Here is a 25,423-nt window from a genome sequence, read left to right as displayed (position 1 = left end):
TTTCAGCCTTTTTTGCTGACACAGGAACCCGCCATGCTGACTCCGTTTAACGTTTTAACGCCGGGCAATATCCGTTTTGGTCGCGGTCTTGCCGGGAGCGCCGCCCCCTGGCTGGCGCAGCATACCGCTCAGGTCCTCCTGATCCACGGCGCCAGCCCGCAGCGGGCGCAGTTTTTACTGGACGCCCTCCATGCCCAGGAAATCCACGTTGTCACCCTGTCTATCACCCGCGAACCGTGTCTGGAAGATATCGAACAGGGGGTACGTCTGGCGCGTGAACAGGGCATCGGCGCGGTGGTCAGCCTCGGCGGCGGTGCGGTAATCGACGCGGGGAAAGCCATTGCCGCACTGGTGCCGGCATCCGGGCCGGTGATTGATTATCTGGAAGTCGTGGGCAACGGGCGGCAATTAGAAGCGCAGCCGCTGCCGTTTGTCGCGATCCCGACCACCGCCGGCACCGGCGCGGAAGTCACGAAGAATGCGGTGATTAACGTCACCCAGCAGCAGCGCAAAGTCAGCCTGCGCGATGACCGCATGCTACCGGACCTGGCGATTGTCGACCCGGCACTCACCGATAACGCCCCGCGCTCGGTAACGCTCGGTTCCGGCCTTGACGCCATTACCCAGCTTATCGAACCCTGGCTGTGCACCCGGGCGAATCCCTTTACCGATGCGCTGTGCCGGGCGGCGATTCCACGGGGGATCAGGGCGCTCAATACGCTGATGGCAAGAGAGTGTCCGGACAGCCGCGATGAGATGGCCTGGGTCAGCCTGTGCGGTGGCCTGGCGTTAGCCAATGCCGGGCTTGGCGTGATTCACGGGCTGGCTGGCCCGTTGGGCGGCCTGAGCCCCGCCTCGCACGGCGCACTCTGCGGCAGCCTGCTGCCTTACGGGCTCGCGCTCAATGAGTCACAGATTAGCGATCCTGCCATACTCGGGCGCTTTGCCGAGGTCCGGCAGTGGCTGGCTGACGGGCTGAACATCGAGGCGGAGACCGCCTGGGACAGCCTGCGCGACTGGAGCCGCCGCGCCGGGCTGGGGAATCTGCGCGATCTGGGGGTGCCGCACGAGGCCCTGGAACCCGCGGCGCTGGCCGCCAGCAGCTCTTCATCAATGAAAGCCAATCCCGCACGCCTCGATAGCGAGCAGCTGCTGGAAATGCTGGAGGCGGCCTGGGAGTAATTTCCCCATCCCATCCGCCATAATTAGATTTTGTTGCAAAAACAATGGCGCCGCAGCCGGATGCTCACGGCGGCGCCATTGAGAATATTTTATGTTTAAAATCAAAGCATTGTAAAAACAGCGTTTTCTTCCCTCGCTGATAACTGTGACGCGACGCACAGTTTTTCTCCCGAACACCGAAGCGAATGACTACGCTTATTAATCAGGCCGGGAGAGGCCCGGCGTCCTGAACTGACGCGATCCGGAGGTCCGTATCACTATGTCCAGCCAGACATTACGCAACGATAATAGCAGCGCGCTGCCGATCGAAGACGAACTGCGCTACGGCGTCGATCCGTATGAGTTAAAACTGGATGAAATGTTCGATGCCGAACCGGAGCCGGAGATCATTGAAGGCTTTCCGGCTTCGGATGCCCTGACGCCCGCAGACCGTTATCTGGAGCTGTTTACCCACGTCCAGCGCTCGCGCATCTTTGCCGACAGCAAAACCTTCCCCGACTGTGCGCCCAGGCAGGATCCGCTGGATATTTTGATTGCCTACCGTCGGCAAAAGCGGATGCCGGAGTTCGATCTGCGGCAGTTCGTCGAAGATCATTTCTGGCTGCCGGATCATCGGGCGGAAGATTACATCTCCGATCCAGACCGATCGCTAAAAGAGCATATCGATCACCTTTGGCCGTTCCTCACTCGCGAGCCGCAGGATCATATTCCCTGGTCGTCGCTGCTGGCGCTGCCGCAGTCGTATATCGTGCCCGGCGGGCGCTTTAGCGAAACCTACTACTGGGACTCCTATTTCACCATGCTGGGGCTGGCGGAAAGCGGCCGCGAGGACCTGCTGAAATGCATGGCGGATAACTTTGCCTGGATGATCGAGACCTACGGGCATATCCCCAACGGCAACCGCACCTACTATCTCAGCCGCTCGCAGCCGCCGGTCTTTGCCCTGATGGTGGAGCTGTTTGAGGAAGATGGCGTGCGCGGGGCGCGGCGTTACCTTGATCATCTGAAGCTGGAGTACCAGTTCTGGATGGACGGCGCCGACTCGTTAATCCCCAACCAGGCCTATCGCCATGTGGTGCGTATGCCGGACGGCTCGCTGCTGAACCGCTACTGGGACGACCGGGATACGCCGCGCGATGAATCCTGGCGAGAAGATGTCGAAACCGCAAGGCACTCCGGGCGCCCGGCCAATGAGGTCTATCGCGATCTGCGCGCCGGTGCTGCCTCCGGGTGGGACTATTCCAGCCGCTGGCTGCGCGAGATGACCCGGCTGGCGAGTATTCGCACCACCCAGTTCATCCCCATCGATCTGAACGCGTTCCTGTTCAAACTGGAAAACACCATCGCCAACCTGAGCGGGCTCAATAGCGACCGGGAGGCGGAAACCGCTTTTCGCCACAAGGCCAGCGAGCGTCGGGCCGCGGTAAACCGCTATCTGTGGGATGAGGAGAGCGGCTGCTTCCGCGACTACGACTGGCGACGTGAGCAGCTGGCGCTGTTTTCCGCCGCCAGCATCGTGGCGCTGTATGTCGGGATGGCGACCCACGAACAGGCTAACCGGCTCGCCGCGGCGGTTCGCGCCCGCCTGTTAACCCCCGGCGGGATCATGGCCACCGAGTACGACAGCGGTGAGCAGTGGGATAAACCCAACGGCTGGGCGCCGTTACAATGGATGGCGGTGCAGGGCTTTAAAATGTATGGCCAGGACGCGCTCGGCGACGAAATCGCCCACAGCTGGCTGCACACGGTGAACCACTTCTACAAGCAGCACCACAAGCTGATTGAGAAATACCATATTGCCAGCAGCGTTCCCCATGCCGGTGGCGGTGGTGAATATCCGTTGCAGGATGGCTTCGGCTGGACCAACGGCGTGGTGCGTCGGCTGATCGGGCTTTACGGCGAACCCTTATAACCAGGTGCTATTCCGCCCGCTCCGGTCCTGTTATCGTCATACAACAACTCCTCGCAGGAATCGCTGTATGACCGAACTGATTACGCCACGACTGCACTGCACACCGCTGAAGCTGGAAGACTGGTCTTTTTTTCTCACTCTGCAGCGGGACCCGCAGGTGATGCTCTATATCGCCGATACCCGCCCGCTGTCAGAAATCCGAGAGGCCTTTGATTCACGCATTCCGCCGTGGTCGCCAGGGGCAAAACAGTGGCTGTGTCTGGTCGTGCGCAATCTGGAAACCGGCGTACCGCTGGGTCTGACCGGCTACCGGCACCTCGAGGGCGATTGTGCGGAAGTCGGTTTTTTATTTACCCCCACCGCGCAGGGTCGTGGCTATGGCTATGAATCCCTGCGGGCGCTCTGCGATTTCGCCTTTCACACCGGCGGCATACGGCGCCTGACCGCCACCGTCACCGTCGGCAACATCGCCTCTCGCAACCTGCTCCAGAAGATGGGCTTCCTGCAGGAAGGCGAGCTGCGCGAATGCTACTGGCTGAACGGCCGCTGGCACAATGACTGGCTGTTTGGCCTGCTGCGCCGCGATTACCACCCGCCGGAGTGAACGGCCGCCCTGGCCGTCCGCATCCCACGCGAGGCGTTGGATGATTACAGGAACATCCCGCCGGAGACTTCCACACGCTGGGCGTTCATCCATCCCAGGTCATCGCTCAACAGCGCAGCGATAGCATCGCCAATATCATCCGGTAAACCAACCCGTCCGAGGGCCGTTTGCGCCGCAATATGCTGATTAAGCTGCGCATTATCACGCACCGCGCCGCCGCCAAAATCGGTCTCAATCGCGCCAGGAGCAATAATATTCACCGAAATGCCGCGCGCCCCCAGCTCCTTCGCCTGATAGCGGGTCAGCACCTCCATCGCCCCTTTCATCGCCGCATAGGCGGAAAAGCCCGGCAGGGCAAAACGAGCCAGCCCGCTCGACACATTGAGGATGCGACCCTTATCCGCGATCAGCGGCAGCAGGCGCTGGGTCAGAAAGAACGGGCCTTTAAACTGGATGTTCATTAATTCATCAAACTGCGCTTCGCTGGTCTCAGCAAAGGGCACGTTCAACCCCACGCCAGCGTTGTTCAATAAATAATCAAAGGTGTCACGCCGCCAGCGCTGCTTCAGCACATCCGCCACGTTTTGCGCAAAGCCTTCGAAGCTCGCCGTATCGCCGACGTTTAGCGCTAATGCTGCCGCTTTCACTCCTTTTAGTTCAATTTCCTGCACCACTTCCAGCGCAGCCTGCTGGTTACTGTGGTAAGTGAGAATAATGTCGGTTCCCTTCGCCGCCAGCTTCAGCGCTGCATTTTTTCCCAGTCCACGGCTGCCACCGGTCACTAAAGCAATACGTTGTGTCATCAGAAAACCCCTTCTCGGTTACGTTTGTCTGGTTACAGAGCTTATTAGCTGCAAGTAAATCAATAAATACGCTAAATTACGTTTTACTGTTTCAATCTGAACAACAATAGAGTATCGGTATGGATAAAATTCACGCAATGCAGCTGTTCATTCGGGTGGCAGAACTGGAGAGTTTTTCCCGCGCCGCCGATACCCTGAGCCTGCCGAAAGGCAGCGTCTCGCGCCAGATTCAGGCGCTGGAAAACCACCTCGGCGTCCGCCTGCTGCACCGCACCACCCGCCGGGTACAGCTCACGCAGGATGGTATGGTCTACTACGAACGCGCCAAAGACCTGCTGAGTAATCTCGACGAGCTGGACGGCATGTTTCAGCACGATCCCTCCAGCACCAGCGGCCGCCTGCGGGTGGATATGCCGGTTGGGGTGGCCAAAAAACTAATTATTCCGCGCCTGCCGGCGTTTTTGCAGCAGTATCCAGGGATTGAACTGGAGCTCAGCAGCAGCGACCGACTGGTGGACGTGATTCGCGAAGGTTTTGATTGCGTGGTGCGCGTCGGCACGCTGAAAGATTCCGGCCTGGTTGCCCGTCCGCTGGGCAAGCTGACGCAAATTAACTGCGCCAGCCCGCAATACTTATCCCGGTTCGGTTACCCGACCACGCTTGAAGATCTGGCGGATCATGCCCTGATCCACTATGCGAGCACCCCCGGCGCGCGGCCGCTGGGGTTTGAAGTGGTGGGTGACGGCGTGGTCCGCTGGGTGAAAACCGGCGGGGTGCTCACCGTCAACAGCACCGAAACCTATCAGGCCGCCTGCCTGGCAGGGCTGGGGATAATTCAGGTTCCGCGCACCGGCGTGCGTGAAACGCTACGCACCGGCGAGCTGATTGAAATTCTGCCGCAGTATCGCGCGGAGCCTCTGCAGGTGTCGCTCATCTACCCTCACCGCCGCAACCTTTCCCGGCGGGTGCATCTGTTTATGGAGTGGCTGGGAGGCGTCATGAAAGAGTACGTCGATTAAGCGCCGCAGCGCTTTATGCAGTGGTCTGACGGTGCCGGATTGGGTGCAAGGCAAGCCCCTCGCAGGTTTTACGTATATATACCCGTCATACTTCAAGTTGCCTGGGTGTTGGCTGCTCCCGTTCACCCAGTCACTTACTTGAGTAAGCTCTTGGGGAGTTACGGTCTTGCCGCCTACAAGCAACTCGAATTATTTAGGGTATAATTTTGTAGAACCTCGTTGTAAAAAAAGGAAGAAATAACGAATGACACCGGAAAACGACAGTAAGCGCCCACCCCAGGAGCCGGGCCAGTCGCCAGAAAAAAGCAAAAGTAAGCTGGCAGCTATCAACGATTCTGCCGTGGCGCAGAAGGCCAATCAGGCGTTGAAGAGCGTAACCGGGACCGCCGAGAAAGTGCAGCGCAACCCGATTATTGCGCACCTGCTGCGTGCCGCCGAACGCTTCAATGACCGAATGGGAAACCAGTTTGGCGCGGCCATCACCTACTTCTCGTTCTTGTCGATGATCCCCATTCTGATGGTCTCCTTTGCCGCCGCCGGTTTTGTTCTGGCCTGGCACCCGACGCTGCTGCAGGATATTTTCGATAAGATCCTGCTCAACGTCAGCGATCCCACCCTGGCAGCGACCCTGAAAAACACCATTAATACCGCCGTGCAGCAGCGTACCGCCGTCGGCCTGGTGGGTCTGCTGGTGGCGCTGTATTCCGGGATTAACTGGATGGGCAACCTGCGTGAAGCCATTCGCGCCCAGTCGCGCGACGTGTGGGAGCGCACGCCGCAGGACCAGGAAAAAATCTGGGTGAAATACTTCCGTGATTTTATCTCGCTGATTGGCCTGCTGGTGGCGCTGGTGGTCACCCTGTCGATCACCTCGGTGGCCGGCTCGGCGCAGCAGATGATTATCTCGGCGCTGTATCTCGATTATATCGAGTGGTTAAAACCGGCCTGGCGGCTGATCGGTCTCGCCATTTCTATCTTCGCCAACTATCTGCTGTTTTTCTGGATCTTCTGGCGTCTGCCGCGCCACCGTCCGCGGCGTAAAGCGCTGATTCGCGGCACCCTGATCGCTGCCATCGGCTTTGAGATCATCAAGATGATCATGACCTGGACGCTGCCGGCCCTCGTGAAATCGCCGTCCGGCGCGGCATTTGGCTCTGTACTGGGGCTGATGGCCTTCTTCTATTTCTTCGCCCGTCTGACGCTGTTCTGCGCGGCCTGGATTGCCACCGCCGAGTACAAAGACGACCGCCGGATGCCGGGAAAAACGCACGATTAACGCCGCCATCGGACTGAGTAAAGACGCAAAATTCAGTCCGATTCATCATTTCAGCAGATAAATCCAACGTGTAACTTTTATTTAACTTAAAACTGGTTTTATCTGCTATTTTTTTATTTATGTTAAGTGTTTCATAGAAGTTATTTTTCTGGCGTAAAAATTATCCGCTTTTTGCCTGTTTTTTAGCCTCCGGCAGGCTCTGTTACAGATTGAAATGTCCCTTTTGCTGTGGCTATATGACCTTTCGTCCGCAAAAAATAAGAAAGATTTATGCAAGCCACAGCCACCACACTCGACAATTCGCAGGAAACCGCACCGGTTAACTCGCGCAACAAAGTCGTCGTCGCGTCACTCATCGGTACCGCCATTGAGTTCTTCGACTTCTATATCTATGCCACCGCCGCGGTAATCGTTTTCCCGCATATTTTCTTCCCGCAGGGCGATCCTGCTGCCGCGACGCTCCAGTCGTTGGCGACATTCGCCATTGCCTTCGTCGCACGTCCGATTGGCTCCGCGCTGTTCGGCCACTTCGGCGACCGCGTCGGGCGTAAAGTCACCCTGGTGGCCTCTCTGCTGACCATGGGGATTTCGACGGTCATTATCGGCCTGCTGCCTGGCTACGAGAGCATTGGTATTCTGGCTCCGATGCTGCTGGCGCTGGCGCGCTTTGGTCAGGGTCTTGGCCTCGGTGGTGAGTGGGGAGGCGCTGCGCTGCTGGCGACCGAAAACGCCCCGCCGCGTAAACGTGCGCTGTACGGTTCTTTCCCGCAGCTGGGCGCGCCTATCGGCTTCTTCTTTGCTAACGGGACCTTCCTGCTGCTCTCCTGGCTGCTGACCGACGAGCAGTTTATGGAATGGGGCTGGCGCGTGCCGTTTATCTTCTCCGCCGTGCTGGTCATTATTGGGCTGTATGTCCGCGTTTCGCTGCATGAAACGCCGGTATTCGCCAAAATCGCCGCGGCGAAGAAACAGGTCAAAATCCCAATGGGTACCCTGCTGACAAAGCATGTGCGCGTCACCGTGCTGGGTACCTTCATCATGCTGGCCACCTACACCCTGTTCTACATCATGACCGTCTATTCCATGACGTTCAGCACCGGCGCGGCGCCGGTCGGTCTTGGCCTGCCGCGTAATGAAGTGCTGTGGATGCTGATGATGGCGGTCATTGGCTTCGGCGTGATGGTGCCGGTTGCCGGCCTGCTGGCGGATGCGTTTGGTCGTCGTAAGAGCATGATCGTCATTACCTCGATGATTATCCTCTTCGCGCTGTTCGCCTTCAAACCGCTGCTGGGTTCCGGCGAGCCGATCCTCGTCTTCGCCTTCCTGCTGCTGGGCTTAAGCCTGATGGGGCTGACGTTTGGCCCGATGGGCGCGCTGCTGCCGGAGCTGTTCCCGACCGAAGTCCGCTACACCGGTGCCTCGTTCTCTTATAACGTGTCGTCGATTCTCGGCGCCTCCGTTGCACCGTATATTGCGGCCTGGCTGCAGGGTCACTACGGTCTGACGGCGGTGGGCATCTACCTGGCGGCGATGGCCGGGCTGACGCTGATAGCACTGCTGTTAACCCACGAAACGCGCCACCAGTCACTGTAATCACCTGCTGCCCGGCGCATGTCGTCGGGCAGCACATTCTCACGCCAGCCCCGTTGTTCCCCACTTCTGCTGCGATTGCCTGTACCTCACGTCGATGAACAATCCTGTCGGGATCGCCATTTTGCACTGACAAATGCGTTTTTCGTCACATTACGCGCGTCAGGTCAAAAAAATAATGGAACATTGTTTTAATATAATTGACCATAAAAACGGCACAGCGCACACTAGCGTTAAATTCGATTCCATCTCAGGTCATGACTATGTCTAAAAAAATTGCCGTCATTGGCGAATGTATGATTGAGCTGTCAGAGAAACACGCGGCGGTAAACCGCGGATTTGGCGGCGATACCTTAAACACTTCCGTCTATATTGCGCGTCAGACCGATGCCAGCGATCTCGCCGTTCACTACGTGACCGCGTTAGGTACGGATGCATTCAGCCAGCAGATGCTGGACGCCTGGCAGCAGGAAAACGTGCAGACTGACCTGATTCAGCGCATGGCTGACCGCCTGCCGGGGCTGTACTACATCGAAACCGACGAGACCGGCGAGCGGACCTTTTACTACTGGCGCAACGAAGCCGCCGCGAAATTCTGGCTGGAAAGCGAGCACTCCGCCGCCATCTGCGAAGAGCTGGCGACCTTTGATTACCTCTATCTCAGCGGGATTAGCCTGGCGATCCTCAGCCCCACCAGCCGTGAGAAACTGCTGACCCTGCTGTGCGAATGTCGCGCTAACGGCGGCAAGGTTATTTTTGACAACAACTACCGCCCGCGTCTGTGGGCCAGCAAAGAAGAGACGCAGCAGGTCTATCAGCAAATGCTGACCTGCACCGATATCGCCTTCCTGACGCTGGATGACGAAAACGCGCTATGGGGTGAAAAGCCGGTCGATGAGGTGATTGCCCGTACGCATGCCGCAGGCGTGACCGAAGTGGTGGTAAAACGCGGGGCGGACTCCTGCCTGGTGGCCGTTGCGGGTCAACCGTTGCTGGACGTACCGGCCGTGAAATTGCCAAAAGAGCAGGTGGTGGATACCACGGCGGCCGGGGATTCCTTCAGCGCCGGTTATCTGGCGGTGCGCCTGACCGGTGGCGATGCTGAGTCAGCCGCCAGACGTGGGCACCTGACCGCCAGCACGGTAATCCAGTATCGTGGGGCGATTATCCCGCGCGAAGCAATGCCGCTGTAACTTACCGTCGTGAATGGCGCGATTCGGGGAGGTTTCCCGGTCGCGCTGCGCTGACCGGGGCTATCTGTGAGGTTGCCGTTGTGATGTTGCAGGTGGCCCGGGAAAGCTCCCGGGCCTGCGGGCGCATTACTGGGCCGGTGGAATGTCGGTAACGTCGCTATGCACTTCCCCGGCGCTGTCAGCGCTGGTTGCCGCAGCAGGAGGCGGCACCATCAACCGTTCCCACGTCGCCTTCAGTTCCTTCATGTCATATTCCGGTTCACCCTGCGGCTGCTGCAATACCAGCGCCATATCCTGCGACAGCTGCTGACGCAGATACTGGTTCAGCATGTCGACGGTCAGCGAATCAAGGAACTCCTGACGCAGCTTCTGATACTGCTCCGGCGCGATATCGACCACCTGATTTTGCAGCGAACGCGTACGTTGGCTAATCAGGATATCGGTGTCGGTACGCGCATAGGTGGCAAACAGTTTCTGCAGCTCCAGGTTTTTCTGGGCGATCAGGGCGTCAAACTCTTCTGCCGGCAGGCCGTTATCACGCACCTTCGCCAGCTCGCGGGAGACCGCGCTCAGGTTAGCGTTGAGTTTATTGCCCGGCGATTCGATATTGATGGCGCACTGTGCGCGCTGATAGAGCACCCGGCAGTCGAAACCGAGGCTCACGTCTTTGACGTTGCCACGGCTCAGGCTCTGCTGAACATGCCAGAACAGCGCCTCACGCGCCAGGTCATCGCGCCAGTAGCGTTGCAGCGCGACCGAATCACGGATCGGCTGCCACGGTGCATCCCACATGATAGACAGCTTATCCTGGCGCACCGAGTTGCTCATGATACTGACCGGCGTGGTCGGCAATGGCGCCAGCGTCGGCACCGCCGCAGGCGTTTCACGCTTGCCCTGCAGTTCGCCGAAGGTTTTATTGATTTGCTCCGCCACGCTGCGGCTATCGACGTTACCCACCACAATCAGCGTCATGGCGTCCGGGGTGTACCACTTCTTATAAAACGCCTTCAGCTGCGCCGTATCGACCGGCTGTTTCAGCGGCGCGGCCGGGTCGTGGCCGAGCATCGTGGAGCCTTTCAGGCGATAGCGCCACCAGCCATCTTTGGTATCAAGCGGCCAGGTCGCCACCATATCATCGCCCTGCAGAGCGTGATTCACCGATTCCGGCGTGACCACCAGTTTGCCGCTGGCATCGGAGAGCCAGTTCAACGCCTCTTTGAGCAGGTCGTTACGGTTGTTTGGCAGACTGAGATTAAACATGGTGTAGCTGTACGAAACCAGCGCCGGCGGCATAGGACGATTAGGATCGATGCTTTGCTGCCACAACGAACGCGCCTGCATGGTCGGCAGGCTGCCGCTCTGTGTTAAGGCCAGACGCGGGATAAAGCGGGTGAAGCCGCTCTGCTGAGTGCTTTCACTCAACGAGCCAATATTCACGAACAGACGGACTTCAATACGATCGCTGGGACGCTGCGGAGTGGCTAAAACCTGCCACTGGAGTCCGTTGGCGAGAGTCCCCTGTTGCCAGGCCGGGTCCGGCTGGAGCGCTTCTGCTTGCACATAACCGGCCGCTGCCATCATCAGCAAACCACCCGTTAACAGTCGAATTTTTGTGCCCTGCATGTGAACCCCTGATGAACATTCCTGGTTACAAAAGCAACCCGCTCGCGGGCTGCCAAAAAGAGAGTGAGCAAAGTACGTCGTTTAGACCACGTGGAGATGAAAATGTCACACGGAGACGTAAAATAAACATAAGGCATCGTCCCCCGTTGCCAGGGAAGGATGCCTAATTATGCGCAGGAGCCCGGAGTCCAGCAAGGACAACGGGCTTAACAGAAGGATTTAAGAGGATAATTCGTGCGATTTGTTGGCCGGCGTGCGGTTATTCAGGACATCATCCAGCTGTTGGGTGTCCAGTTCCTTGACCCATTTTGCCACCACGACGGTTGCAACGCCGTTACCCACCAGGTTGGTCAGCGCACGCGCTTCTGACATAAAGCGGTCAATCCCAAGAATCAGCGCCAGGCCGGCAACCGGTAAATGGCCCACCGCAGAAATCGTCGCCGCCAGTACGATAAAGCCACTTCCCGTCACGCCCGCCGCCCCTTTCGAGGAGAGCAGCAGCACCACCAGCAGGGTGATTTGATGGAAGATATCCATATGGCTGTTGGTCGCCTGAGCAATAAAGACCGCCGCCATCGTCAGATAGATCGACGTCCCATCAAGGTTAAAGGAGTAGCCGGTTGGAATGACCAGGCCGACCACCGATTTACGGCAGCCCAGCTTTTCCATTTTATCCAGCATGCGCGGCAATGCCGATTCAGACGACGAGGTGCCGAGAACAATCAGCAGTTCTTCACGAATATAACGGATAAATTTGAAGATGCTGAAGCCGGTAATCCGGGCGATAGAACCCAGTACCACCACCACAAAGAGAATACAGGTGATGTAGAAGCAGATGATCAGCTGGCCCAGTTGCACCAGGGAGCCCACGCCATATTTACCGATGGTAAAGGCCATTGCCCCGAAGGCACCGATCGGCGCCAGGCGCATGATCATATTGATGATGCCAAAGATCACCTGCGAGAAGCTCTCAATGACGTTGAAAATGAGCTGGCCCTTGCTGCCGAGGCGATGCAACGCAAAGCCGAACAGCACCGCAAACATCAGCACCTGAAGGATGTTCCCGCTGGCAAACGCGCCAATCACGCTGCCGGGAATGATATCCAGCAGGAAGGCGACAATCCCCTGTTCTTTGGCCTGCTCGGCGTAGACCGCCACAGCATGTGCATCGAGCGTAGCCGGGTCGACGTTCATGCCAGCGCCGGGTTGCACAACGTTAACAATGATCAGCCCGATAATCAGCGCGATGGTACTCACCACTTCAAAGTACAGCAGCGTCACCGCACCGGTGCGGCCAACGGCCTTCATGCTTTCCATCCCGGCAATCCCTGTCACGACCGTACAGAAGATAACCGGGGCGATCACCATTTTAATCAGTTTAACGAAGGCGTCGCCAAGGGGTTTCATCTGCGCGCCAAGTTCCGGGTAGAAATGGCCCAGCAGAATACCGATCGCGATGGCAGACAAAACCTGCACATAGAGGCTTTTGAACAGAGAGGTTTTCATAGGGTGTCCTTAGGTATAACCACAGACATTGAGGGGTCATATGGCGTCTGTGGCCTAAAAGTAACACCAAGGAAACATTTCAGAAATAACTAACCGCAATAATGCAACGGAATTGTTAAAAACTTTGAACTGACACGCACAAGTTTACTCTGGTTTTACAAACTTGCACCCTCTTCACCCTGACGCAGATACTTGCCGCTAAACGCGTCTTGCGCTACCGCATCGCCGGAAAGCTGTCCTTGAACGACATCGACACCGGATGCCTGCAACCAACGATACTGCTCCTGCTTATCGACCCCTTCGGCGACAATGCGCAGATTCAGGCCGCGCGCCAGCTGGATAATCGCCGGGACCATGCTGGTATCCTCGGGCAACATATCAATAAATGCCTTATCGATTTTCAGAATGTCGACCGGCAGCGATTTCAGGTGCTGAAGCTGACGCAGCCCCGCATACCCCATGCCAAAATCATCCAGCGCAATGCGCACGCCAGCATCACGCAGCGGGCGCAGCAGCGAGACCACCATCTGCGGGTCGTCCAGCCGACGGCTGTCGGTAATCTCGAGGATCAGCGTGCCCGGCGCAATACGGTAGCGTTCGAGTAGGGTCAGCATTTCAGCGCCACGGTCGTGATGCAGTAGCTGCAGGAGCGAGACGCTCACCGACAGCGGCAACATCATACCGGCACTTTGCCACGCCGCGAGCTGGCGACAGGCGGCTTCCAGCACCCAGTAGCCCACCGGCACCGTCAGGCCACAGGCGTCGATACGCTCAAGCAGGTTCGGCGGCAGCGACCAGCTGCCATCGGCCTGATGCTGGCGTAGCAGCACTTTCGCCCCGCAGACCTCGCCGCTGGCGGTATTCACCTGCGGCTGAAGCCAGATAGCAAACTGATGGTTATCCAGCGCCGCCAGGATATCGTGCTCTTCCATCAACCGGCGCTGGGCTTTTTCCATCTGGGCGGGGTCGAAAAACTCAATCTGGTTTTTCCCTTTATGGCGTGCGGCAACGGCGGCAGAAAATGCCCGGCGGTAGAGTTGCTCCGCCGTCAGCTCGCCATTGAACATCGCAATCCCCACGCTGGCGCAGGGGCGCAGCTGGATACCGTGCAGCGGCAGCCGTTCATTAATAACAGTAAGTACTTGCTTACTTAATGTCACCGCATGCCAGGGCTCGCTCATTCCCTGGGCCAGAATCGCGAAGTCATACCCGCTGATTTGGGTCAGCACCATCCGCGGCGGGATAATACCGCGCAGTTTTTCCACCAGCGTCAGCAGCAGGATCTCGCGCTGGGTCTCTTTCAGCACGCCCGCCGTGTCCTGCAGGGTTTCACAGGCGATCACCAGCAGGGCTGAGGTTTGCGGTCGGGCCACCGTCTGCTCGAGCAGCGCCATCAAAAAGGCTTTATTGGGCAGCTCGGACACCGGGAAGCGGGTGGATTGCAATGCCAGCTCGTCGTGCTGACGCAGCAGGGTTTGCTGGTTGCGGTTGTAGCTGCGCACCAGCAGGCCCAGTTCATCATCATGGTGCAGCCGCGGCAGGGTTAACTGATGGCCCAGCCGGTCCTGCTGCGCGACATCGTTAAGTTCACGGGCGATTTTACGCAGCGGGCGCACAATCAGGCGGTTGATACACCATGTAATGGCGACCGTCAGTATCAGCACCAAAAGGAAGTAAGCGGTCACTAACGTAGAGAGCACGCTCATGATGAATTTGTAGGTCTGCCAGGAGTCAGCCTGCAGCACCAGGTAGGCAATCGGCTGTGGATTAGCCGGCCTTTCCAGCGAATAGACCGGGAGCGATATCTGAATCGGCAGCTCGAAAATACGGGTGATGGTCACCGGCACAGGGCGTTCAGGGATAAAGCGCATCCGCAGCGCCTGGAATTGATTCGGCAGCACCACATCGGCCCGGCTGACAATGCCAGCAGGCTGAATACGACTGAGGATGGTTTCCGCCTCCGGAATATCCCCCTTCAGGATGGCCGAAGACAGCGGTTCGCGAACCGCACGAGCGATACTTTCTAAGTGCGTGGCCGTCGAAAAGCGATTCTGTTGCACAAAGTGAAACAGCAAAATAGAGCAGAAGACCAATACAAATGCCATGGACACGCCCGCGACCATCGCCATTTGTTTAATTGTAAGTGAACGGCTGACGCGCAACTGGGTTCTCCACTGATACACTGATACCTGACACATACCCGGTTTAGATCCATCAAACCGGTCTTTTTCAGGCTGATTATATACTCAACGCCCGCCAGCCTGTAGCCCGGTCAGCGTAGCGCCGCCGGGGGAATGAACGACCCATGTAGCCAAAGACGGACGAAGTGTGACGAGTATACGCGAACGGACGGGTGGAGTGACGTCCGAAAGCGTAATTCAGGCGATTCTGTTACCAGTCAGCATAGGGAACGAGCGGCTGCGGCGGCATGTCCATATCGCCCTGCCAGCCAGCGGCGGAGTAGCGGACGTAGAGCAGCGCATGGCTCGGGGTGTAATCCTTCGCCTGCTGAATATCCACCGCCGCGCCGACAAACCAGTTGCTGGTGACCCGACGCTCAACCAGCGCCCGGGCGGTATAACCAAAGCCCTGGCTGCTGCTGCCTTCTTCCGTCAGCTGACTGGCGTCAGCACGGTATTCTGAGGGGATCAAATTCAACAGCGGATAGCGCGCCTGGGTTTTGGTCCGTGAATGCGACCAGGAGACGGAGCCCCCCAGTTCCCACGACCAGTTCTCCGTGCGCTGACGCCAGGTCACCGGCACCGCGAACGAAATATACTCCTGCGGACTGTAGTAACCGCCTTGCCCCAGGGTATAACCGCTCAGGTCCTTGTCGTAGTGCCAGAGCATATTGTTCAGGCCTACCGTAACACGGCGATTATCCTCATTGATGACTTTATAGTAGTAGCCGGTCATCCAGCGCACGCGCCAGTTGTCCTCGACGTTTTTCCCCGTGAGCTGATCGACGCCCAGCGAAGACCAGACCCCGTTGGCTTCACCTTTGTCGTAGCTCAGGCTCACGCCACCGCCGTCAGCACGCACGCCGCCCCAGGTTGTCCCGGTATGGCTGCTGCTGTCTTTCTGCCCGCCAAAGGCCAGCAGCGAGCTGGAAATCGGTCGACGATGCATATTGACGGTATAGCCGATCGGCCCGAGGTCGTTGCTGTAGCTGAGTCCACCCACCACATCGACGACGTTAAAGCCCATCGGCGTAGTGCCGATATCCCCGCTCCAGGTATCGTTCTTCCAGCCCACCGCAATACTGGCCCCGCCGTCACTCTGGTTCTTGCTGCCGCTGGTACAGGCAATTTCGCCGCAGGTCCCCCAGCTCGGCGAGTAGCTACCGTCGCTGTTAGTGGAGAAACTCCCGGCGTCCATATTGACGAGGTCGGTACGGAAGAACATCCGCCCGTCGGCAAGCGGCGCATCCACGTGCAGCATGGTGGTGTGCGCTTTCAAATCGGAATAGCCGCCGGTACCGCTGGAGCCCCAATAGTCATGCTCCAGGGTTACGTTGAGATCCTGCTGACGATAGAGATCGGCAGCATCGCTGCGGACCCCACGTTTCAGCCAGTCATCGCTGCTGTCGTTGCGGGTCAGGCGGGTAAAGGTGTCGTTATCCTGCGGGCGGACAGGAGTCACACCCGCGGCCACCATCGCATCTTTGTAACTCTCCAGCGCCTGCTGCGGCTCGCCGTTTTCGGCCTGGAAACGGGCCGCATCGCGCAGTACCAGCGCGCTTTCCATCGACGGCGGCTGGGATTTCGCCTGCGGAATAATGCGCTCAAAAATCTGCTGCGCCTGGGCGGTATCGCCAAATCCTGCCGTCGCCAGGGCGATCCGCCGCTGCATATTGATGGAGTCGGTTTCGTCGCCCTTCAGCTTGCTGACCTGCGCGCGGGCAGCATTTTTATCACCCTCGGCAAGATACACTTCCGCCAGTCCCAGACGCGCATCGCCGTTGTCCGGCTCTTTACCCAGCGCGTCATTGTAGCGGGCGATCGCCGTCTGGTTATCGCCACGCTGCTGCGCCCAGTCCGCCAGCGTCAGATCGTAACGGATCAGCGGCGGCTGCTGTTTAATCAGGGCGATCGCCTGGGCTTCCTGGCCGCTATCACGCAGCTGGTTGGCCTGGCGAATCACTTTGTCGCTTTGCAGACGCGCATCCAGCTCCCGGATATTATCCGTCCATTGGCTCTGCGGCAGCGCGTTAATCTGCGCCAGCGCCCTGTCATCCTGATTATTACCGGATAAATAGAGTCCGTAGGCATACACGCGGTCGGCATCGCCAGGTTTACGGTTGACCATATCGCGCATCAGCGTATCGGCTTCCGTCTGCTGGCCTGCGCTCACTAAATCGCGAGACAGGCGGTAGGTGATCCACACGCTGTCCGGGTCAAGCGCCAGACGTCGGCGCTGAACTTCCGCCGCCTGCGCCCAGTTCCCTTTGCTCTCCAGGGCTTCGGCTTGTTTTTCTAACCGTTCATTGGCCAGGCTGCGTTCAATATCGTCGATGCTGCGGCGCTGGCTCGGCGATAGCGTAGCAATATAGGCGCTGGCTTTTTCCGGCGATTCGGTTCGATAGAGGTTAGCCAGTCCGCGGACCGCCAGGCTGTTACCGCGATCCATCCGCAGGGTACGCTGATAATAGCGCTCCGCCGCGGCCGTATCTTTGCGCGCTGCCGCTACATCGCCAAGTCCGAGAACCGCATAGCTATCGGTATTGTCGACCCGCTGCGCCTGTGCATAGGCGTTTTGCGCCTGATCCAGCTGCCCGGCTTTCAGCGCGTTATCGCCCTGCTTGATCAACAGCCAGTAGCGGTTGGTCTGCAGCAGGCTGTCCCATTTATCGCGACTCGGACTTTTGGGATCCATCGCGATCGCTTTGTTCAACTGGGCGACGGCCCGGGCTCTGTCACCACGCTGCGAATAGGCCTGACCCAGCGCCCCCACCGCGTCGCTGTCCCTGGCATCGGCCCGGACGGCCTGTTGTAAACTGGCAATCGCCTGCGCCGGGTTGTCGTTTTTCACTGCCGCCAGCCCTTCGGATCGTTCGCGGAACGCCGGATCCTGGAGCTGTGCCTGCTGCTGAGCCAGCAGCACCCGGGCATTTGCTGCCGATTCGCCGGTTTCGAACAGTGTCAGAAAACGCTGCAGCTCCTGTACGCTGCCCTTGCTGACCGGCATGTCCTTGATTTCGCTGAGCCACATATCCGCCGCAGTGCCGCGGCCGGCGGCCGAGCGCGACATCTGCTCTAAATAGGCAAACCCTTCCGCCGGCTTGTTGTCGGCAAACATCTGTTTAGCCAGTGTAGCCTGCAGATCGGGGTTACCAGGCGCTCTGGCATCCAGTTTTTTCAACTGCGCGACCGCTTCTTTATGGCGGGCCGGAAGCCGCGCTACCAGCGCCCAGTATTCGATCGCCAGCGAAGGATCGGGCGGCACGCCGCCGAACAGCTTGTCAAAAGCAGCAATGCCCTCTTCCACTCGCCCGGAGACCCCTAACAGGCGTGCCTGCTGCAGCTCCTGACGCCCGTCACTGGTGCTGAGGCTCATTTCGCTACGCGAAGATTTCAGCTCCGCGGAATCCGGGGCCACCTTCGCTAATTTTTCGAGCTGTTTTTTCGCACCGGCGGTATCGCCCTGGCGCAACAGATAGCGCATGTGCGCAGCCACATAGGCGGGATTATTCGGGTCAATCAGCTCCAGTCGGTATAAGGATTGCTTCACCAGATCTTCACGATGGCTCGCTTCACCCAGCCGGACTTGCTCCAGCAGATGTTCCTGAGCGGGCGTTGTCGCCGCCTGTACCGCCGGCAGCAGCACGATGCCCAGCGACAGCGTGATAACATTTAGTCTGAACTTGCGCATTCCTTGTTCCAGTCAGGTCGTAATTCGCCTTCCACAGAGAAGCGAAAACGATGTTGATCCCATCCCTGGCCAAAAAGAGTCAGGACCGCGTTGTAGTAGGCATCTGCGCCGGGATAGTGGTCTGCGACGCGTTGGCGTTGCACGGCCCGGATGTCATCATTTTGCAGGAACGGCAGCAGCGACGCCGAGAAGCCAACCGGGCCGTTGCCGGTGGTTTTCCCGGTAGCAATATTCACTTTCTCCGGCGGTACGCCGAGGTGAATCGTCTGCGCCTCCATCGGCGCAAAGCGGGACAGCAGCTGTGCTTTCTGTTTATCACCGTCATCCAGCATCCCGGCCCATAAATAGACCCGAATCGCGTCATAGCTGCCAATAATCGGTTTGTCGGCTTTCAGCTGCCAGCCTTTGCCTTTTTCGTAACGTACCCAGTCAGGGGAGAAGCCTTTTGGCGCCGTCTCCAGCAGCAAACGTAAGTTGCTGTCGCGCAGCGCCGGCCACGGGGCGTCAAAACGGGCAAAGTAGCTGGCCAGCTGCGGTGGAAGATAGCTAGGGTTAAAGCGCCAGCCTTTATCGTCAGCAAAGCCGACTTTTCCCGGCAGCACCATTGGACCCAGCCCAGGTACGTCCACCACTTCTTCATCGGCGATACGGGACAGCAGCGCCTTGCCCACTTCCGTGTACTGCGGCACCTGCCATAAACGCCCGGCTTCCAGTAGCGACCAGGCTATCCATAAATCGGAGTCAGAGGCCGAGTTGCTATCCAGTACCGTCCACTCTGCTTCGCTTTTCTTACCCCACAGCCAGCCCGGCAGGTGCGCACGCAGGTCGCCCTCTGCCAGGTTGTTCTGCGTCCACTGAAACAGGGTATCGAAGCTCTTGCGATCGTTGGCCGCCAGCGCAAAGAACAGCGCATAGCTTTGCCCTTCAGAGGTCGTTATTTTCCGGGCATCGCTGGGGTCAACCACGCGTCCTTCGGTGGTCACAAAATCCTTCTTAAACTGATCCCAGGCCGGCCACTGGCACGCGGCATTCACCTGCGCCGCCGCCAGCATTAACACCGACATGATTGCTCCACGTACCGCTTTCATCATGGTTTACTCGTCATCAAGATGGAGGCGACGACGGCTGACAATACGCAGCATCCGCCACAGCACCCACGCCAGCAGCACGATACTCACGGCCGCCAGAATCGCCAGCAGCACCGGATGGCTCGACAGCGCAAACCAGATGCGCTCGAACCACGGCAGGTGGCCGACATAATAAATATCGCCCACGCGCAGGCTGTTGACGCCCGATTCACGAATCACCGCGGCGGAACCAAACATCGCCGCCCGCTTACCGGTATCGTTCAGGGCGCCGTTCAGCAGTTCGTTACCGCGGGCGCTATCCGCCAGCAGCGCGACCACGCTACGTTGATCATAGTACGGCGACTGGAAGCTGATAATGGCCGCCATCGGTCCGGAAGAGGTGATATCCGTACGGGTGTTCGGCGTTCTGGCTTCGTCATCCGGGTAAATGCTCGGCAGGTCGTAGTGACGCATCGGCATTTTCACCCAGCTTTTGGTCGCTTCAACCAGCAGGTTGATTTTACTTTCGTCTTTCAGCTCGGGCGGGATCGCGCCAATCAGCAGCAGGTCGGCGTCTTTGCCCTTAAGCTTGCTGCCATCATCGGTGACCTGCATGTTGATCGCGGCGAGGCCCGTCTGGGCGCCAATACCACCAACAGAGCTCAGCAGCGTTGCCACCTGACCTTCGGTCGGCGCTTTCGGAACCACGATCAGGGTGTCGGTGAGGTCGGCCATCCGGCTATACGGGAAGCCGGCATTGGCAAAGACGCGCAGGTCCGGCATCGCGATAAAGTGGTAATACTTCGAGAAGTCGATAGTCGAGTCATCACCGATCACCACGTGGTTGCTCACCGGCTGGAAGGTAATACAGTTATCGATAGAGCCACCCGGCATCGGGTTCATGTACTGGAAATCAAAGCGCAGCTGGTTCATCGCACCCAGGCGCAGCGCCGGGATCGTCATTTCTGACTTGCCGTCCAGCAGCCCTTGCAGCACCGGCAGACGCAATATCAGTTTACTCACTTCCTGAGTACTGCTGAGGCTGAACGATTGCAGGAACTGGTCGTTGAGGCTGACATCCATGCGCGAACTGTCCTTGATCGGCGGCATGGTGTAGCGATAGTTCAGATTCATATCAATGCCGTTGGCGCGCAGCAGATAGAGATCCGGCGGCAGGTTCAACGCCACGTTGATGGAGTCCGGCACCAGACCGCTGGACTGCAGCTGCTGCTCATAGGTTTTCAGCTCGCCAAAGGTCACTTTACGGTCAGTACGTACCCAGTTCGGCGCATCGTATGGTTTACGCTCCTGCAGCTGTTTGACGCCATCGACTTCGACGCTGCTGCCACGGAACAGAATATTGCCCTGGGCGATGCCCTTGGCCGCCAGCAGCAGGTCTTTGTCATCGCGCCCGAAGACCACCAGCAGTTTGACGTAAGGGTTATTCGGGTGGTCGATCATTTCGATGGTCGGCGCCTTCACCGGCGGATGCTCACGCAGGAAGTCCGGGCGCTTGTCGTTGGTGGCAAACACGATGGCGTTGCGTTCCGGCAGTTGGTTAAACAGCACCGGGAAGGTCTGGCCACGCCAGCCGGCTTTGCTACCAAACCACGACGCCACGATTGCCGCCGCATGCTGCTGCTGTGCATCCGGCGAGGAGGCAAAGACCATCGGCAGAGTCAGCGGACGGTTGTCACGCGGATCGTAGAACGGGACCGGGAAGTGGGACAGGTCGTTACGCACCGCCAGCGCCTGATAGGTCAGATCGAGGTTACTGTTACGCCCGACGTCCAGCCACAACGTGCTGCTGGCCGGGTTCTCACAGACATCGCGATAATGGCCAACAAACTCCAGCCGCACGCGGTTAAAGTCGGTGATATACAGCGGATCGATAGGGATCTGCGCGTTGATTTTTTTACCCAACTGCTCTTTGGTGACCGGCAGGACGCCCATCAGCTCATCGTTGAGGTACACCTTCAGCTGCGACTGCACCGGCAGTAACGACGGCGACGGCGTGTAGTCGAGATTAAGCACCGCTTTAGTCACGACTTCATCGCTGCGCATGCCAAATTCAACCGCGCCGTCAGGATGCGCGCCGCGCAGTACCATGCTGCCCGGCGCCGGGGCGATAGTGGCAAATGACAGTTTCACGTCGCGGCTCGGCACGTTTTCCACCACCACCGGCGCGGCGGCGGGATCCACCACGGTCGCCGTCGGTTGACCTTCGGCGACAACCGGCGCGGGGATCGCCAGCGGATCCGTCGCCGTAGCAGCCGGCGTTCCCGGAACGGCAGGGGCCGCCGGAGTCGGGGCTGCCGCAATCGCGGTCGTGGGTTCCGATAAAGTCGCTAAGGGATACCAGCCAGCTATTCCCACCGCTACTGCACAAATTAAAGAGAGTTTTCTTTTCATCGCATTATCATCATTGTTGAGCCATTTCTGGTTCTGAAGAGAGTATCGCTGCGGCGCGTTCAGGCCGGCGAGGAACAAACGAAACTATCCAGGCAACCAGCATGGTGAGCGAGCGGAAAATAACCTTCACCGACGGCGGGGAGAACTCCGCCAGGTGACGATATCCACGGAACCCCAGTTTCAGGATATCCAGCAGGCTTTCCATCGGTTTATCTTCCGGGAAGCTATCCTGCCAAAGCGCCCACGTATCAGCGCGGGCAAACGTACACTGTACAAAATCAATATGTTGTTGATTGGTCAGCGGCATTAACTGCAAACCAACCTCACTGCCATTCACGCGCGCGACCCGTACCGGGAAGGCATACTCCTGTTGCCCGCGTTTCAGCAGCAGTTTCACCTGCTGCCCTTCCAGCACCTGCGCCTTACCGTGAATTTTGATCCCCAGTCCGCCATCAGAATAGTCATGAACGGTACAGGAGAACAGATGACCATCTTCGCGGGCAATTGCCGCCGGCATGCTCATTTCCACGCGGTGCGAGCGTCGAACCTGCTTACTCTCCACCGATACCGCCACTGCGCCACCGAGGATAATCAGGTTGTAGAACACCCAGACAATACTGACCCAGACGGTGAGGACTTCGTTTTCCGGGCCGTAGAAATGACGCCAGATCCCCACCGCGACCCCCACCAGGTTCAGCAGCACCAGGTAGATATAGGGTCGTGAAATCACCCAGTCGACATATTCGTCTTCGACCAGGCCACCCTTCGCCGTCACGTTGAACTTGCCTTTATGCGGGTTAATCAGCGCGACAAAAGTCGGCGGCGCGATGTACCAGGCCAGGGTGGTTTCGTAGATTTCACTCCAGAAAGAGTGGCGATATTTGCCCTGGATTTTCGAGTTCGTCAGGCTGGCGTGAATCATATGCGGCAGAACGAACAACGCGATCATCAGTGCCGGGGCATAGATGATGTAGGCGTGCAGCAGGAGAAATGCCAGCGGGGCGACCAGGAAGATCAGCCGTGGAATACCGGACAGGAAGTGCATCATCGCGTTGACATAACAAATCCGCTGCGCGAACTTCAGCCCTTTACCAAACAATGGGTTATCAAGACGGAAGATCTGCACCATCCCGCGCGCCCAGCGAATACGCTGGCCGATATGCGCCGACAGACTTTCGGTTGCCAGCCCGGCGGCCTGCGGAATACGCATATAGGCCGAGGTGTAACCGCGACGGTGCAGACGCAGGGAGGTGTGGGCATCTTCGGTAACCGTTTCAACGGCGATACCGCCAATTTCATCCAGCGGACCGCGACGAATCACCGCACAGGAACCGCAGAAGAAGGTGGCGTCCCACATATCGTTGCCATCCTGCACCAGACCGTAAAACAGCGTGCCTTCGTTGGGCGTTTTGCGGAATCGACCGAGGTTACGTTCAAACGGGTCCGGGGAGAAGAAGTGGTGCGGCGTCTGCATCATCGCCAACTCTTTCTCTTTCAGGAACCAGCCCATGGTCATCTGCAGGAAGGAGCGCGTCGGGACGTGGTCACAGTCAAAAATGGAGACGAATTCGCCTTTGGCGTATTTCAGCGCATTGTTGATGTTCCCGGCCTTGGCATGCTCATGGGTAGTACGGGCGATGTAGTGCACCCCGACATCTTTGGCGAACTGACGAAACTCTTCGCGCCCGCCGTCATCGAGGATCCAGATGTTGACTTTATCTTTCGGCCAGTCGATACCCTGCGAGGCATAGATGGTGTTTTTCACCACGTTAAGGTCTTCGTTATAGGTCGGCACGAAGATATCCACGGTTGGCCATTCGGCCATATCTTTTGGCAGCGGCACCGGCTGGCGATTGAGCGGCCAGACCACCTGGAAATAGCCCAGCACCAGCACCAGCCAGGCATAGGTTTCGGCAAATAACAGCACCAACCCGCACACCAGACTGACCGGATCATTCCAGTTCAACGTCGAGGTGTAGCGCCACCAGATATAGCGACAGGAGACGGTCAGCGAGAGGACAATCAGCATCAGGGCGGAGAAACGCCCCGGAATACGGCGTACCAGCAGCGCCACGCCCCACAACAGCAGCAGGAAAATAAACTGCGACAGCGGGTTAAACGGCTGCGTGATACAGAGCAGAGCCAGTATCAGCGAGAAGACCACCACCACGCCGAGGATAGCCTTACGCAGTTTCGGGTTCAGGTGCGCCAGCTCTTTTTGTTTATTCAGGTGGTTGGTTCGGGTGTTGACTCGTTCGGGAAGCGTCTCCATCCATTGCGTATAGCGCCCGTGAACGCCTTCGAGGGCGACAAAGGCCCGCCAGTTAGCCTTTTTCTCAGGTTCCGGTGCCTGCGTCACCAATAGCCACAGAGACTGCAACAGATAGCGCAGCGGATCCAACAGACGCGGGCGATGGGGATTAATATGCGGAAAATAGTCGCGATGGTTATTCAGAATGGCCTGCCAGCGTGGGGTTTCCAGCGGCATCAGCGCCCAGACGATTGACGCCCACAGGCAGCCCATCGCCGCAGCCAGCCACGAGGCGCCGTGCTGACGATAGTCACGGTAGCGTTCGCTCAGTCTTTCCGCCACCGGAGGCGCCAGCAACAAGGCGCTCAGGCGTATCATGGAGCCTCCACGCGGGCATAGTGCAGTAAACACCAGCTGGCGAGGGTCAGGATCTCTTCCGCGGCCAGCGAGTCCTGGCGATATTCACCGAGCGGCTGCTTCGACGCCAGGCACTCCGCCATCGCTTCGTCACGATGAATAGTGACAGGCAGAATACGGCGCTGGCTCTCCAGCCACAGCTGGTATAAGTCTTCCTGCAGCTGGCTACCGACACGCAGATCGTTGATCAGCACATCGCCGTTAACCGGGAGCGCCTGCTGATGCAGGCGAATATGGCAGTTGCCATCGGGATGCACCACCACCAGCGCGCGGTCGCAGGCGCTAATCAACGCGCTGGACAGCGAGGAATACCCTTCGGGTAAATCCAACAGCACCCAGCGATGGTCGCCCTGCTGCACCAGTTTTTCGACGATCTCGGCGATCGGTTCCAGCGTCGGATAGAGCGAATCAACATGCTCTCTCTCGCCTGGGGTGAGCTGACCAAATGGCAGAATATCAATATGCGAGGTATAGCGAATACCGGCATCACGCCAGTCACGTCCGTCAAGCAACGAGCGCGCCCAGCCATCCTGATGGGATGCCTCGACGTTAAAGAAAAACCGCAGCATGTTGTCCGGGCTGGCATCGACCACCAGAACCGTTTCACCAAGCAGCTGTAACGCCCAGGCCAGCGCCGCGGTAATCGACGTGGTGCCCACGCCACCGCGTATGCCCTGTAATCCAAGAATAGCCATCG

General features: G+C 58.4%; 16 protein-coding genes. 7 read left to right on the top strand and 9 right to left on the bottom strand.

The genetic code is table 11. The annotated features are described in order from the left end of the window. Nucleotides 1-33: 33 nt before the first annotated feature. The 3 genes from EDF82_RS19855 to EDF82_RS19845 all read left to right on the top strand — a co-directional run bounded on the left by EDF82_RS19855 (nt 34) and on the right by EDF82_RS19845 (nt 3,698). Complete coding sequence (locus EDF82_RS19855; protein ID WP_123757219.1) at nt 34-1,182, top strand: iron-containing alcohol dehydrogenase; 1,149 nt, start codon at nt 34-36, stop codon at nt 1,180-1,182. A 259-nt stretch (nt 1,183-1,441) separates the two neighbouring features. Next, on the top strand, nt 1,442-3,094 hold the full coding sequence (locus EDF82_RS19850) for an alpha,alpha-trehalase (protein ID WP_123757218.1): 1,653 nt from the start codon (nt 1,442-1,444) through the stop codon (nt 3,092-3,094). A 67-nt stretch (nt 3,095-3,161) separates the two neighbouring features. After that, nucleotides 3,162-3,698, top strand: coding sequence for a GNAT family N-acetyltransferase (locus tag EDF82_RS19845; RefSeq protein ID WP_123757217.1), 537 nt, complete (start codon nt 3,162-3,164; stop codon nt 3,696-3,698). A 44-nt stretch (nt 3,699-3,742) separates the two neighbouring features. On the opposite strand, the gene EDF82_RS19840 is transcribed toward EDF82_RS19845, so the two are convergent. Further along, nucleotides 3,743-4,501 carry an SDR family NAD(P)-dependent oxidoreductase gene (locus EDF82_RS19840; RefSeq protein WP_123757216.1) on the bottom strand — a complete coding sequence of 253 codons (759 nt, stop codon included), beginning with the start codon at nt 4,499-4,501 and terminating at the stop codon, nt 3,743-3,745. A gap of 119 nt (nt 4,502-4,620) precedes the next feature. Here EDF82_RS19840 and EDF82_RS19835 point away from each other — a divergent pair, with 119 nt between their 5' ends. The 4 genes from EDF82_RS19835 (at nt 4,621) to EDF82_RS19815 (ending at nt 9,579) form a co-directional block, all read left to right on the top strand. Next, nucleotides 4,621-5,520 carry a LysR family transcriptional regulator gene (locus EDF82_RS19835; RefSeq protein WP_123757215.1) on the top strand — a complete coding sequence of 300 codons (900 nt, stop codon included), beginning with the start codon at nt 4,621-4,623 and terminating at the stop codon, nt 5,518-5,520. A gap of 244 nt (nt 5,521-5,764) precedes the next feature. After that, nucleotides 5,765-6,796, top strand: a complete 1,032-nt coding sequence (yhjD, locus tag EDF82_RS19830; protein WP_123757214.1) for an inner membrane protein YhjD — start codon at nt 5,765-5,767, stop codon at nt 6,794-6,796. 270 nt (nt 6,797-7,066) lie between these two features. Next, entirely contained in the window at nt 7,067-8,389 is a 1,323-nt protein-coding gene (locus tag EDF82_RS19825; protein ID WP_123757213.1) for an MFS transporter, read from the top strand. 260 nt (nt 8,390-8,649) lie between these two features. Beyond that, nucleotides 8,650-9,579, top strand: a complete 930-nt coding sequence (locus EDF82_RS19815) for a sugar kinase (protein ID WP_123757211.1) — start codon at nt 8,650-8,652, stop codon at nt 9,577-9,579. A gap of 126 nt (nt 9,580-9,705) precedes the next feature. On the opposite strand, the gene EDF82_RS19810 is transcribed toward EDF82_RS19815, so the two are convergent. The 8 genes from EDF82_RS19810 to bcsQ all read right to left on the bottom strand — a co-directional run bounded on the left by EDF82_RS19810 (nt 9,706) and on the right by bcsQ (nt 25,421). Further along, nucleotides 9,706-11,202 carry a pitrilysin family protein gene (locus tag EDF82_RS19810; protein ID WP_123757210.1) on the bottom strand — a complete coding sequence of 499 codons (1,497 nt, stop codon included), beginning with the start codon at nt 11,200-11,202 and terminating at the stop codon, nt 9,706-9,708. Nucleotides 11,203-11,421: 219 nt separating this feature from the next. Beyond that, complete coding sequence (locus tag EDF82_RS19805) at nt 11,422-12,708, bottom strand: dicarboxylate/amino acid:cation symporter (RefSeq protein WP_123757209.1); 1,287 nt, start codon at nt 12,706-12,708, stop codon at nt 11,422-11,424. A 155-nt stretch (nt 12,709-12,863) separates the two neighbouring features. After that, nucleotides 12,864-14,870 carry a sensor domain-containing phosphodiesterase gene (locus EDF82_RS19800; RefSeq protein ID WP_222618241.1) on the bottom strand — a complete coding sequence of 669 codons (2,007 nt, stop codon included), beginning with the start codon at nt 14,868-14,870 and terminating at the stop codon, nt 12,864-12,866. Nucleotides 14,871-15,099: 229 nt separating this feature from the next. Then, nucleotides 15,100-18,579 carry a cellulose synthase complex outer membrane protein BcsC gene (gene bcsC, locus EDF82_RS19795; RefSeq protein ID WP_123757207.1) on the bottom strand — a complete coding sequence of 1,160 codons (3,480 nt, stop codon included), beginning with the start codon at nt 18,577-18,579 and terminating at the stop codon, nt 15,100-15,102. Beyond that, nucleotides 18,561-19,670 (bottom strand): cellulose synthase complex periplasmic endoglucanase BcsZ, encoded by a 1,110-nt coding sequence (gene bcsZ / locus EDF82_RS19790; protein ID WP_187042320.1) that lies wholly within the window; start codon nt 19,668-19,670, stop codon nt 18,561-18,563. Before bcsZ ends, bcsC begins: the two co-directional genes overlap by 19 nt. A gap of 3 nt (nt 19,671-19,673) precedes the next feature. Then, on the bottom strand, nt 19,674-22,058 hold the full coding sequence (bcsB, locus tag EDF82_RS19785; protein ID WP_123757383.1) for a cellulose biosynthesis cyclic di-GMP-binding regulatory protein BcsB: 2,385 nt from the start codon (nt 22,056-22,058) through the stop codon (nt 19,674-19,676). Between the two features lie 10 nt (nt 22,059-22,068). After that, the gene (bcsA, locus tag EDF82_RS19780) at nt 22,069-24,687 is read right to left on the bottom strand and encodes a UDP-forming cellulose synthase catalytic subunit (RefSeq protein WP_123757206.1); all 2,619 of its coding nucleotides are present in this window, start codon (nt 24,685-24,687) and stop codon (nt 22,069-22,071) included. Further along, the gene (bcsQ, locus tag EDF82_RS19775; RefSeq protein WP_123757205.1) at nt 24,684-25,421 is read right to left on the bottom strand and encodes a cellulose biosynthesis protein BcsQ; all 738 of its coding nucleotides are present in this window, start codon (nt 25,419-25,421) and stop codon (nt 24,684-24,686) included. Before bcsQ ends, bcsA begins: the two co-directional genes overlap by 4 nt. Nucleotides 25,422-25,423: the final 2 nt, after the last annotated feature.

This window comes from Klebsiella sp. BIGb0399 (genome assembly GCF_003752615.1).
Lineage (GTDB): Bacteria > Pseudomonadota > Gammaproteobacteria > Enterobacterales > Enterobacteriaceae > Klebsiella > Klebsiella lignicola.
Note: the sequence above shows the minus strand (reverse complement) of the source record. Positions and strands in the feature narration are given on the sequence as shown.